At 72.9% G+C, this 11,588-nt stretch carries 11 protein-coding genes; 1 reads left to right on the top strand and 10 read right to left on the bottom strand.

Translation table 11 applies throughout. From position 1 onward, the window contains the following. Positions 1 to 43 precede the first annotated feature (43 nt). The 6 genes from DEJ02_RS18070 to DEJ02_RS18045 all read right to left on the bottom strand — a co-directional run bounded on the left by DEJ02_RS18070 (position 44) and on the right by DEJ02_RS18045 (position 5,338). Positions 44 to 1,144: a calcium:proton antiporter gene (locus DEJ02_RS18070; RefSeq protein ID WP_111034050.1), complete on the bottom strand. Its 1,101-nt coding sequence runs from the start codon at positions 1,142 to 1,144 to the stop codon at positions 44 to 46. Positions 1,145 to 1,156: 12 nt separating this feature from the next. After that, complete coding sequence (locus tag DEJ02_RS18065; protein WP_258378781.1) at positions 1,157 to 2,197, bottom strand: ABC transporter ATP-binding protein; 1,041 nt, start codon at positions 2,195 to 2,197, stop codon at positions 1,157 to 1,159. Further along, entirely contained in the window at positions 2,194 to 2,994 is an 801-nt protein-coding gene (locus DEJ02_RS18060; RefSeq protein ID WP_111034049.1) for an ABC transporter permease, read from the bottom strand. Before DEJ02_RS18060 ends, DEJ02_RS18065 begins: the two co-directional genes overlap by 4 nt. 3 nt (positions 2,995 to 2,997) lie before the next feature. After that, positions 2,998 to 3,801 carry a molybdate ABC transporter substrate-binding protein gene (modA, locus tag DEJ02_RS18055; RefSeq protein WP_111034048.1) on the bottom strand — a complete coding sequence of 268 codons (804 nt, stop codon included), beginning with the start codon at positions 3,799 to 3,801 and terminating at the stop codon, positions 2,998 to 3,000. Then, positions 3,798 to 4,214 carry a molybdopterin-binding protein gene (locus tag DEJ02_RS18050; protein ID WP_111024680.1) on the bottom strand — a complete coding sequence of 139 codons (417 nt, stop codon included), beginning with the start codon at positions 4,212 to 4,214 and terminating at the stop codon, positions 3,798 to 3,800. The genes modA and DEJ02_RS18050 overlap by 4 nt, the downstream gene beginning before the upstream one ends. Before the next feature lie 68 nt (positions 4,215 to 4,282). Continuing rightward, positions 4,283 to 5,338, bottom strand: coding sequence for a ThiF family adenylyltransferase (locus DEJ02_RS18045; protein ID WP_181440416.1), 1,056 nt, complete (start codon positions 5,336 to 5,338; stop codon positions 4,283 to 4,285). Between the two features lie 95 nt (positions 5,339 to 5,433). Here DEJ02_RS18045 and DEJ02_RS18040 point away from each other — a divergent pair, with 95 nt between their 5' ends. Next, positions 5,434 to 7,086 carry a glycosyltransferase family 39 protein gene (locus DEJ02_RS18040; protein WP_111034046.1) on the top strand — a complete coding sequence of 551 codons (1,653 nt, stop codon included), beginning with the start codon at positions 5,434 to 5,436 and terminating at the stop codon, positions 7,084 to 7,086. A gap of 42 nt (positions 7,087 to 7,128) precedes the next feature. On the opposite strand, the gene DEJ02_RS18035 is transcribed toward DEJ02_RS18040, so the two are convergent. The 4 genes from DEJ02_RS18035 to DEJ02_RS18020 all read right to left on the bottom strand — a co-directional run bounded on the left by DEJ02_RS18035 (position 7,129) and on the right by DEJ02_RS18020 (position 11,515). Then, positions 7,129 to 8,061: a 4-(cytidine 5'-diphospho)-2-C-methyl-D-erythritol kinase gene (locus DEJ02_RS18035; protein ID WP_027466065.1), complete on the bottom strand. Its 933-nt coding sequence runs from the start codon at positions 8,059 to 8,061 to the stop codon at positions 7,129 to 7,131. A 9-nt stretch (positions 8,062 to 8,070) separates the two neighbouring features. Beyond that, positions 8,071 to 9,390 (bottom strand): O-acetylhomoserine aminocarboxypropyltransferase/cysteine synthase family protein, encoded by a 1,320-nt coding sequence (locus DEJ02_RS18030; RefSeq protein WP_111034045.1) that lies wholly within the window; start codon positions 9,388 to 9,390, stop codon positions 8,071 to 8,073. Continuing rightward, the gene (locus DEJ02_RS18025) at positions 9,390 to 10,430 is read right to left on the bottom strand and encodes an LLM class flavin-dependent oxidoreductase (RefSeq protein ID WP_111034044.1); all 1,041 of its coding nucleotides are present in this window, start codon (positions 10,428 to 10,430) and stop codon (positions 9,390 to 9,392) included. The genes DEJ02_RS18030 and DEJ02_RS18025 overlap by 1 nt, the downstream gene beginning before the upstream one ends. An 86-nt stretch (positions 10,431 to 10,516) precedes the next feature. Further along, a complete protein-coding gene (locus DEJ02_RS18020; RefSeq protein WP_111034043.1) occupies positions 10,517 to 11,515 on the bottom strand; it encodes a RimK family alpha-L-glutamate ligase in 999 nt (332 codons plus the stop codon). Positions 11,516 to 11,588: the final 73 nt, after the last annotated feature.

Here is an 11,588-nt window from a genome sequence, read left to right as displayed (position 1 = left end):
AGACAGGCCCGAACCAGCCCGACCCCGCCAGCCCCACCCCGCCCTACGGCGAGACGGACAGCACGATGAACGCGGCGAAGATCACCAGGTGCACCCCGCCCTGCAGCCGCGTGGCACGACCGGGCAGCACGGTGAGCACCGCCGCGACGATCGTCAGCGCGAGCAACACGATCTGCGACGGCCCGAGCCCGAGCAGCAGCGTCCCCGGCATGAACAGCGACGCGACCGCGATCGACGGGATCGTCAGGCCGATCGACGCCATCGCGGACCCCATCGCCAGGTTCAGGCTCGTCTGGATCCGGTTCCGTGCGGCGGCCTTCGAGGCCGCGATGCCCTCCGGCAGCAGGATGAGCAGCGCGATCACGACACCGACGAACGACGGCGGGAACCCGACGGCGGCGACCCCGGCCTCGATCGCGGGCGACTCCACCTTGGCCAGCCCGACCACGGCGACGAGCGCGACGACGAGCAGCACGAGCGACACCATCGTGGTGCGACCGGACGGGCGTGCGGCGTGGGCGTCCTCGGACTCGACGAGCACCCCGCCGGCACGGTTGACCGGCAGGAAGAAGTCGCGGTGCGCCACGGTCTGCGTGACGACGAACAGCCCGTAGAGCACGAGTGACGCGATCGCGACGAACACGAGCTGCGTCCCCGTGAAGGAGGCGTCGTCGGTGCCGGTGGTGAAGGTCGGCAGCACCAGGGTCAGCACGGCGAGCGCGGCCACCGTCATGGTCGCGGCGCTGGCGCCCTCCTGGTTGAAGCGCACGGTGTTGTGCCGCAGGGTCCCGATCAGGATCGCGAGGCCGACCAGCCCGTTCATCGTGATCATCACCGCCGAGAACACCGTGTCGCGCGCCAGGGTCTCGGCCTGCGCACCGCCCGAGCTCGACAGCGAGATGATGAGGGCGACCTCGATGATCGTCACGGCGACGGCCAGCACGAGCGAGCCGAAGGGTTCCCCCACGCGGTGCGCGACGACCTCGGCGTGGTGGACGGCCGCCAGGACCGTGACCGCGAGCACGACCGCGACGACGACCACCACGGCGGTGCCGAGCCCGTAGCGGCCGTACGAGAACGCGAGCACGACGGCCGCCAGGATCGGCGTGGCCACGGGCCACACCTTGGGGAACCAGGAGGTCATCCGACCATTGTCTCAACCGCGGGGCGCGTAGACCGCCACCTCGGCTGCGGGGACGTCGATGCGCACCGCGTCGCCGGGGGCGATCCCGAGCGCGGTCAGCCGGGCGAGGGTCAGGTCCGCCACCAGGTCACCGGCCCGCACCCGCACCAGTCCGTCGCGCGGTTCGAGCGACGAGACGGTGCGCGCGGCTCCGGCACCGTCCCGGGTCAGCACGGCGGCCGTCGGGTGGAAGGCGGCCAGGGCGGGCCGGCCGGGAGGCACGGCGTGCGCCCCCGACGCCAGGTCACCCCCGCCGTCGATCGCGATCCCACCCCCGGTGGCGGTACCGCGCACCAGCGCGAGTCCGGAGAACGTCGCGGCGAACGCACTCGTCGGACGACCGAGGACGGCGGCGGGGGTGCCCTGCTCGACCACCCGTCCGCCCTCGAGCACGACGACGCGGTCGGCCAGTGCGACGACCTCGACCGGGTCGTGCGTGACGAGCACTGCGGGCCGGCCGGCGACGGCGGTCCGGAGTGCCGCGCGGACCTCGTCCTGCGCGCCGACGTCGAGCGCCGAGGTCGGTTCGTCGAGCAGCAGCACCGCCGGGTCGGTGGCGAGCGCGCGGGCGATCGCGACGCGCTGCGCCTGTCCGCCCGAGAGCGTGCGTGGGTCGCGCGTGGCCAGGTCGGCGACCCCGACGGCGTCGAGCGCGTCACGGGCACGTTCCCGGGACGCGGCGCGACCGGCTCCGGCCGCACGGGGCCCGAAGGCGACGTTCCCGACGACGTCGAGGAACGGGAACAGGTCGGACCGCTGCGCGACGAGTCCGATCCGGCGACGGTGTGCGGGCAGGGTGTGCCGCGGGCTCGAGACCTGCACCCCGTCGAGTTCGATCCGGCCGGCGTCGATCGGCAGCAGCCCGGCCAGGGCCTCGAGCACCGTCGACTTGCCCGCACCGTTCGGCCCGATGACGGCCAGGCACTCCCCCGCCCGGACCTCGATCGCGACGTCGACGTCCCGCGACCCGACGACGACGTGCGCCCGGACGCCCACCGCGCCCTCGGCCGTCACGCCAGCGCTCCGCGGGTGCGGAACGACGAGGCGCCGATGACGACGACGGCCACCACGACGAGAACGACCGCCAGGGCCACCGCAGTGTCCGGGTCGACCTCGCGCTGCAGGTAGACCTCGAGCGGCAGGGTCCGGGTGACCCCCTGCAGGCTGCCGGCGAAGGTCAGGGTGGCCCCGAACTCGCCGAGGGCCCGGGCGAAGCAGAGCACGAGCCCGGACACGATCCCCGGCAGGACCCGCGGCGTCGTGACGGTCAGGAACGTCCGGGTCGGGCCGGCACCCAGGGTCGCCGCGACCCGTTCGTAGCGGTCGCCCTCGACGCGGAGCGCACCCTCGACCGAGGACACCAGGAACGGCATCGCGACGAAGGTCTGCGCGATGACCACCGCCGTCGTGGTGAACGCGATGTGCAGGCCGTGGTCGTCGAGGAACGCCCCGACAACCCCGAGCCGACCGAAGGCCGCGAGCAGCGCGAGGCCGCCGACCACCGGCGGCAGCACGAGCGGCAGGAGCACGACGGCACGAGCGACGCCGACCCAGCGCGACCGTGACCGCGCGAACAGCACGGCGAGCGGGTAGCCGAGGACGAACGCGACGCCGGTGGCCGCGAGCGCCGTGCCGAGGCTGAGCCCGAGCGCGGTCAGCGACGCGGTGGAGGTCACGAGCCCGACGAACGACGACCAGTCCACCCGGCCGAGCATCGCGAGCACCGGCACGACGACGAACAGCCCGCCGAGCACCGCGGGCAGCGGGAGCCACCACGCGACCGGCGGCCGTCCGTCAGTGCGCGGAGCCACGGGTCACGGCTTCCCGAAGCCCGCGTCGGCGAGCACACGCTGCCCGGCGGCGGAGCGGACGTACTCCGAGAACGCCTGCGCGAGCGCCGGGTCCTCGGATTCCCGGAGCACGCCGATCGGGTAGGTGTTGACGGCCTTGCCCGACTCGTCGAACGGGACGCCGTCGACCTTGCCGCCGGCCCCTCGGACGTCCGTCACGTAGACGAGTCCGGCATCGGCCTGACCGGACTCGACCTTGCCGAGCACGTCGGTCACGGACTGCTCCTCGCTGACCGGCTCGAGATCGACGCCCGATGCGGACTCGACCTCCGCCGTCGCGGCACCGCACGGCACCGGGGCGGCGCACGTGACGAGCTGGACGCCCGGAGCCCTCAGGTCGTCGAGGTCCGTGATGCCCTTCGGGTTGCCCGGTGCGACCGCGATCTCGAGGACGTTCGTCGCGAAGTCCCGCGGCGACCCGCTCGCCAGGTCGGTCGACGACAGCTTCGCCATGTTCGCTTCGTCGGCGGACGCGAACACGTCGGCGGGGGCACCGTTCTGGATCTGGGTGACGAGGTCGCTCGAGCCGGCGAACGAGAACCGGATCGAGGCGCCGGGGTTCGCGGTCTCGAACTGCTTGCCCAGGGTCGTGAAGGACTGCTGCAGGGACGCCGCCGCGAACACGGTGATCGAACCGGTCGGCCCCTCGGTGTCGGAACCCGCCGGGGCCGATGCCCCCGACCCCGTGTCCGGGGCGGTGCAGGCAGCGAGCCCGAGCGCGACGGTGGCGGCGAGGGCCAGCGCCGCGAACCGCCGGAGTCGGCTCATCGTTCGTCCTCGTGCCGGGCAGGTGCCTCGACCGCGACCATCGTGGCCTTGACGGAGGCCACCGCGACGGACCCGACCTCGAGCCCCAGGTCACGGACGGCCTCGGCACTCATCAGGGACACCACGCGGTGCGGGCCGCACTGCAGTTCGACCTGCGCCATCACGGTGTCGACGACCAGGTCGGTGACGATCCCGACGAAGCGGTTGCGCGCCGAGCTCTTCACCGCGGACGCCGGGTCGGTCAGCTCGGAGCTGCGTTCGCGTGCGTAGGCGGCGACCTCGCGCCCGTCGACCACGGCTCGCCCCGCGTCGTCCGTGGCACGGGTGAAGGTGCCGCCGTCGACGAGCCGACGAACGGTGTCGTCACTGATCCCGAGGAAAGCCGCAGCATCCCGTACCCGCAGTTGCGTCATGATCCACCGATCCTATCCGCGAATGCGGCGGATGCGGCGGCAGGGGCGGTGGGGGTGACAGGGCTGGGTCAGGACCGGTGCTCGATCGCCACGGGCAGCCCCTCGCGACGCCAGGCCTCGAAGCCGCCGTCGAGGACCGTCACGCGCCTCCCGGCCGGTTGCCGCGCCGCCCACGCGTCCGCACGGGGGCCGCGCGCGCAGTAGACGACGACCTCGTCCGCACCGGTGTCGTCGGTGACGGCACCGGCGACCACGCCGGCCGCGCGTTCCTCGTCGGTCCGGACGTCGACGACGACCAGCGGGTCCGACGGGTCCGCCACCCTGGCGGCCAGGACGGACGGCGCGATGCGCGGCGTCGCGGAGGCACCAGCAGGTGCCGGTCGACGCGAGGCGGGTCCGCGACGGACGGGGCTCTCCGTCCAGCGCCACCGGCGGGCGTCGACGGTCAGCACGCGTCCGAGCAGCGGGTCGCCGCTGCCGGTGACCAACGCGAAGACCTGTCCTGCCATCACCGCACCGACCGCACCGCACAGTGCGGGGACCACGCCGTCCAGGGCGCACGAGCCCTCGTCGGGCAGCGCGTCGGGGTGCAGGTCGTGGAAGTCGACGCCGTCCGGCCCGGCGTCGCGGAAGACGCTGACCTGCCCGTCGTGGCCGAGCACGGTGCCCCACACGAACGGCACGCCCGCTTCGGCGCAGGCGTCCGAGACGGCCCGGGTGACCACGACCGAGTCGGCGGCGTCGACCACGACGTCGTGTCCGGCGACCAGGTCCGGCGTGAACGAACCGACCACGGCGACCGCGTCGAGTTCCGGGTCGACGGCGACGGCCCGGGCGACCGCGACCTGCGCCTTCGGCGAGCCGACGTCGGCGGCGGTGAAGAGCGTCTGCCTGGCCAGGTTCGAGGCGTCGACCACGTCGGGGTCGACCACCGTGAGCCGACCGATCCCGGCGAGGTACGCGACCACCGGCGCCCCGAGCCCGCCGGCCCCGACGACGAGGATGCGCGATGTGGCCAGGCGTCGCAGCCCGGTGACCCCGACGTCGGCGAGCGCGGCGGTCCGCGAACCGAGCTGCGTCCGCCCCGGGGAGAGCGCGGTGGCGGGGGCGACGAGGGGTTCCATCCCGTCATTCTGGCCCGTCGCACCGAACTCCTGCATGTGAGAGTTCAGCGCCCGGACGCGGCGGATCCCCAGAGCAGATCGGTACGGTCGCGGGCGTGAGTTCCCCGCGCACCGGTACCGTCCCGGTCCGACGCACGACGTCGGACGCGTCGGTGCGCGCGCGCTCGCTGGGGCTCGTCGTGGCGGCCGTCCGGGCCCTCGCACGGACCCCCGAGATCACCGTCGGCGCGCTCGGCGTCGTCGTCGCAGCGGCCTTCAGCTGGGTGCCGTCGGTCTGGTACGACGAGGCCGCGACCATCGCGAGCGCACAGCGCAGCTGGCCGGCGCTCTGGGCCGAACTGCAGAACGTCGACGCCGTCCACGGCCTGTACTACGCCGTGATGCACGTCTGGTTCACGCTCGTCGGGTACTCGCCGTTCACGCTCCGGTTCCCGAGCGCGCTGGCCATCGGGGTGTCCGCCGGCCTCGTCGTCGCGCTCGGCCGTCGTCTCGGCGGGGTGCGGCTCGGCGTCGTCTCCGGGATCGTGTTCCTGGTCCTGCCGCGCGTCGCCTGGGCCGGCACCGAGGGGCGCCCGTACGCCACCGTCACGACCTTCGCCGTCGCGCTGACCCTCGTGGGGATCACCGCGGTCCGGCGCACCCGGACCGGGCACCACGCGACCCGGTGGTGGGTCGTCTACGGCCTGCTCGCCGTGGTCGCCGTGCTGTTCAACGTCTACCTGGCCCTGGCCGTCGTCGCGCACGGGGTCGTGCTCCTCTGGACCGCCGTCGCCGACCGTGCCGCACGGCGCGACGCCGTGCTCTCGCAGCGCAGCGGTCCGGTGGCCGTGCCGATGGTCGACCGCGCCGCGTTCGTGCGCTGGGGCGTCGCCGCCGTCGGGGCCGCGCTCGTGGTGTCGCCGTTCATCGTCCTCGCTGCAGGGCAGGCCAAGCAGGTCGGCTGGATCACCGGCGTCGGGTGGGCCACCGTGCGCCAGGTCGTCGCGACCGCCTGGTTCGGTGCCGTCTGGCCGTACGCGGTGCTCGGGTGGGCGCTGATGATCGTCGGCGTCGTGCTCGCCGTCCGGGCCACCCGACGCCCCTCCCCCGCCGCCCGTGACCTGCTGCGGGTGCAGGCCGTGCGCGTCGCCGTCCCCCTGACGATCCTGCCCACCGCACTGCTCGTCGGCGCGACCGCGGCCGGGGAGCACCTGTACTCCCCGAAGTACGCCAGCCTGAGCCTGCCGTTCGTCGCGCTGCTCATCGGCCTGGCGATCACGGCGATCCGACCCCGGCGGTGGCTGGCGCTCGCGGTCGTCGGGATGCTGCTCGTCTCGGCACCGACGAGCACGATCGTCCGGCTGCCCCACGCCAAGCAGGACTCGCACTGGGCGAACGCGGCGGCCATCATCGAGCGCGAGCGGGACCGGCGCACCGACCAGAACGAGGGCGTCGTCTTCGGCAGCGTCTGGGAGCACCCGGGCACCACCGCGCAGGTCATCGCCGACTCCTACCCCGAGGCCTTCACCGGGATGCGCGACCTCGCCGTCGCCGAGACCGGTGCCGAACGCGGACAGCTCTGGAACGTCAACGGCGACATCGCGACGACGGTGCCCGAGCGGATCTCGGGCATCGACACCGTGTGGTTCGTCGGCGGCAAGTCACGGAACATCCGGCCGCAGGTCACCGACACGCTCGTGGCCGAGGGGTTCCACGTCGTGCGCTACTGGCACACCGGCACGGTCATCCTCTGGAAGTACAGCCGCTGACGGTGGCGGTCCAACCGCCGACGGCTGTGCCGGGGCGTCGGGTCAGTGCACCACGCGTGCGCCGTGCACCGGGCCGGTGGCGCGGAGTGCGACGAGGCCGGCGGCGCTGAGCTCGACCTGCAGTTCGAGCGCCGCATCACGGTCGCCCACCAGGAACGCCACGGTCGGGCCGCTGCCGGACACCAGGCCGGCCAGGGCACCGGACTTCTCACCGAGCTCCAGCGTCGCCGCGAGCCGGGGCTGCAGCCGCATGGCCGGTGCCTGCAGGTCGTTGTGCACGCAGTCGGCGAGCAGGTCGGGGTCACCCGCGCGCAGGGCCTGCAGCACGTTCGCCTCGACCACGGGGTGCGACGGCGCCGGGGAGATGTCGGCGCGGTACCGCTCCCGGTGCTCGTCGAGCGCACGGTAGACGGCGGGGGTGCTCAGCCCGTCGTCGCTCAGGGCGAGGACCCAGTGGAACTCACCCTTGGCCAACGCCGGGCTCAGCTCGTCACCGCGGCCGGTGCCCACGGCGGTGCCGCCGGCGAAGGCGAACGGCACGTCGGCGCCGAGCTGTGCGGCGAGCCGGAGCAGCTCCTCGCGACCGAGCGCGGTGCCCCAGAGCGTGTCGACGGCGAGCAGGGTCGCCGCGGCGTCCGCGGAGCCACCGCCCATGCCGCCGGCGACGGGCACCTGCTTGTCGATGGTCAGTCGCACCCCACCGCGGTGTCCGGCCGCGTCGGCCACGAGCCGGGCCGCACGGATGGCCAGGTTCGACTCGTCGACCGGCACGGTGCTCGTGTCGATCGGGCCGGTGAAGGTGACCGAGAAGTCGTCGGCGGCCTCGGCGGTGACGTCCTCGTACAGGGACACCGCCTGGTACGCCGTGGCGACGTCGTGGTAGCCGTCGTCCTGCAGCGCCCCGACGGACAGGAACACGTTGATCTTGCCGGGGGCGCGCGTCCGCACGCGGGTCGGTGCGGCCAACGTGGTCATGCGCCCAACCTATCCCGCTGCGGCTGCCGTGAACCCCCGCGCCAGGTCCGCGGTGATGTCGTCGATGTGCTCGAGGCCGATCGACAGGCGGATGAGCCCGTCCCCCACCCCGGCGGCAGCCCGCTCGGCGGAGGTCATCTGCACGTGGGTGGTCGATGCCGGGTGCACGACGAGCGAGCGGACGTCACCGAGGTTCGAGACGTGGTCGAACAGCTCGAGCGCCGCCACGAACCGTCGGCCCGCGGCGACCCCACCGGCCAGGTCGAACGACAGCACGGCCGACGGCCCCTTCGGCACGTAGCGCTGCTGCAGGTGGTGCCACGGCGAGTCCGGCAGGCCGGCGTAGTGCACGTGCTCGACCTGGTCGTGTGCGTCGAGCCAGCTCGCCACGGTGGCGGCGTTCGACACGTGCCGGTCCATGCGGAGCGACAGCGTCTGGATGCCCTGCAGCACCAGGAACGCGTTGAACGGTGCGATCGCGGGCCCGAGGTCGGCGGACAGCTTCGAGCGGGTGCGCTGGATGAACGCCCGCCGCCCGAACTTCTCGGCGAAGTTCGTGTTCGCGAACCCGGACTGGTCGGTCGAGGCCAGCTGCGGGTAGGCGTCGGCGTGGGCCGCCCAGTCGAAGTTCCCGCTGTCGACGATGAGCCCGGCGATGGCGCTGCCGTGTCCGGCCAGGTACTTCGTCGCCGAGTGCACGACGATGTCGGCGCCGTGCTCAATCGGGCGTACCAGGTACGGCGTCGCGATGGTGTTGTCGACGATGAGCGGCACCCCGGCCTCGTGCGCGACGCCGGCCACCCCGGCGAAGTCCAGGACGTCCCCGCGGGGGTTCGGGATGGACTCACCGAAGAACGCCTTCGTCTCCGGACGCACCGCCGCCGCCCACTCGGACAGGTCGGTCGGGTCCTGCACGAACGTGAAGGTGATGCCGAGGTCCCGCAGGGTCGAGGCGAACAGCGTGTAGGTCGCGCCGTACAGCGAGGCGCTCGACACCACGTGGTCACCGGCGCGTGCGACACCGAGCACGGCCAGCGACGTCGCCGCCTGCCCGGACGCCAGCGCCAGCGCACCGATCCCGCCCTCGAGGTCGGCGATCCGGCGCTCGAGGGCTGCCGCCGACGGGTTGTTCACCCGCGTGTAGGTGTGGCCGGGGGCGTCGAGCATGAAGCGCGCGGCGGCGTCCTCGCCGGACGGGTAGACGTACGCGGCACTCTGCGCGATCGGCGGCACGTTCGCGCCCCACCCCGGGTCGGCCTTGAAGCCGGCGCGGATCTGGCGGGTCTCGAACGCCCAGCCGTCCTCGGCGTCGGTCGGCGTGGCACCCATCAGGACTGCGCCCCGACCGACTGCCGGACGAGCGGGATGACCTGCTCGCCGAACCGGTCCATCTCCTCGAGCTGCGGCGAGAACTGCAGCAGGAGCGTGTCGACCCCGGCGTCCTCGAACTCCCGGATGCGGTCGGCCACCTGCGACGGCGTCCCCACGAACCCGGGGCGCAGGCCGCGGTTCGACACCGAGTAGTCCTCGAGCGAGGGCACGTGCTCGAGCTGCGACTTCGAGATGAAGTCCTGGTACGACTCGTACGCCTTGCCGTGCTGCACGTCGGTGATCCGGGCGAGCTCGGCCTGCGCCTCTTCCTCGGTCTCGCGCACGATGACGTACGCGGCCATGCCGAACGCCTCGAACGGCGGCAGACCGGCGGCGACGCGGCGCTGCTTCATCTCGTCGATCTTCGCGCGGAGCTCCTCGACGGTGCCACCGTGCGTGACGTAGGCATCGGCGTACCCGGTGATCGCAGCCTTGCCGGCCTCGCTCTCCCCACCGGCGTAGATGCGCGGCGTCACGCGGGGCTTCGGCTCGAGGTGCGCGTTCTCGATGTCGTAGTACTCGCCCGAGAACGAGTACGGGGTCTCGCGCCACAGGCCCTTCATGACCTCGACGAACTCCGCGGTGCGCTTGTACCGGTCGTCGTGCTCCGAGAAGATCCCGCCGTACTGCTTCGCCTCCTCCGCCCACCAGGCGCTCACGACGTTGAAGGTGAACCGGCCGCACGAGATGTCGTCGATCGTCGCCGCCTGCTTCGCGGTCACCGCGGGCAGGTGGTACCCGGGACGCATCGCCGCCATGATCTCCAGGCGCTCGGTCGTCGCCGCGATCGCCGCCGCGAGCGACCAGGCCTCGAGCGAGGGTGCCGCCGTGCCCTTGATGTCGTTGAGGTTGAGCTCCGGCACGAGCGTCAGGTCGAAGCCGATCCGCTCGGCGCGCTGCGCCAGGCGCTTCACGTAGTCGAAGGTGACCGGCATGTTCTCGTTGTCGACGTTGCGCAGCCAGCCGCCGAAGAGCGGGGTCCAGTATCCGAATCGCACGTGGGTTCCTTGGGGGTGTGGGAAAGGCGGACTGGAGGCTCGTGGCGGGCCCGCCACGGGCCTCCAGTCCGGTGGTTCTTGCGTTCTCAGGCCGTGAGCTGCGCCGCGTACTCCGCTGCCAGCAGGCCACCGAGGTACTTCGCGATGGAGCGCCGGCCGGAGGCCGGCGCGGACTCCTCGACCGCGGGGTTGTAGTTCGTGTTCGTGTTGATGTCGTAGACGACGGTGCGGCCGTCCGTCGTCTCCATGAACTCGACGCCCGCGATGGTGATGCGCTGGTCGGCGAGGAACGTGCGGAGCTGCTGGACCAGCGGGTGCTCGGCGGTGATCTCGGTCCGGACGGCGAACGCCGGGGGCGCGCCGACGGTCTCGGTGCCGGGCACGTCGCAGACGGCACCCGCGATGACCTGCGGCACCTCGCACGCGTCGGCGGGGCAGAGCTCGAAGCTGCCGGCGCTGGTGTCGACGCGGACCGCGTACACGAACTCGCCGCCGACGAACTCGACGCGGGTGATGAAGGGCTCGCGCGCCGTCAGGTACTCCTGCAGCAGCGTGATGCCGTCGACCGGGGCCTCGAACTCGGGGCTGTCGACGTAGGCGTCGAACTCGGCGAGCGAGTCGAACCGCCGGACGCCCAGGCCCTTGCCGCCCTGGTTGTGCTTCGTGATGAAGGGGACGTCCTGCCCGTCGGTGAAGGTACGGGCGGCGTCCTTCAGCGTCGTCGTGCCGAACACGGCGGTGGTGCGGGGCACGTCGAACCCGGCCTGCTGCAGGAGGCCGTGCTGGGCGACCTTCGACACCTCGAGCTCGAGCACGTGGCTGCCGCCGACGACCTGGCGGCCGGCACGCTCGAGCCAGCCGAGGATCGCCCGGGTGTACTCCTTGCTGTGCTCGTGGCCGCGGGTGTGGGAGCTCGCGGACATGCGGCTCCAGTAGACGCCGGGCGCCGGCTCGGCCGCGAGGTCGATCTGCCCCTCGGTCAGCAGGATCTCCTCGACCGGGACGCCCTCGGCCTCGAAGGCGGCGGCGAGCGGGGGGAACCACTCGGGGTTCTCGTGGATGACGTACACGCGCGGAGTGCTCACGCCCCCACCCTAGGCACGGTATACCGCACGCGGCCAAGTGTGTGACGTGGCGTTGCTTCTCGGGGGGCGGGCG

Source organism: Curtobacterium sp. MCLR17_042 (assembly GCF_003234695.1).
Taxonomy (GTDB): Bacteria; Actinomycetota; Actinomycetes; order Actinomycetales; family Microbacteriaceae; genus Curtobacterium; species Curtobacterium flaccumfaciens.
Note: the sequence above shows the minus strand (reverse complement) of the source record. Positions and strands in the feature narration are given on the sequence as shown.

Bases quoted from the DNA above. Each gene is read 5' to 3' on its own strand.
- DEJ02_RS18070 (WP_111034050.1), bottom strand. From the start codon at position 1,144: ATGACCTCCTGGTTCCCCAAGGTGTGGCCCGTGGCCACGCCGATCCTG.
- modA (WP_111034048.1), bottom strand. From the start codon at position 3,801: ATGAGCCGACTCCGGCGGTTCGCGGCGCTGGCCCTCGCCGCCACCGTC.
- DEJ02_RS18050 (WP_111024680.1), bottom strand. From the start codon at position 4,214: ATGACGCAACTGCGGGTACGGGATGCTGCGGCTTTCCTCGGGATCAGT.
- DEJ02_RS18045 (WP_181440416.1), bottom strand. From the start codon at position 5,338: ATGGAACCCCTCGTCGCCCCCGCCACCGCGCTCTCCCCGGGGCGGACG.
- DEJ02_RS18035 (WP_027466065.1), bottom strand. From the start codon at position 8,061: ATGACCACGTTGGCCGCACCGACCCGCGTGCGGACGCGCGCCCCCGGC.
- DEJ02_RS18030 (WP_111034045.1), bottom strand. From the start codon at position 9,390: ATGGGTGCCACGCCGACCGACGCCGAGGACGGCTGGGCGTTCGAGACC.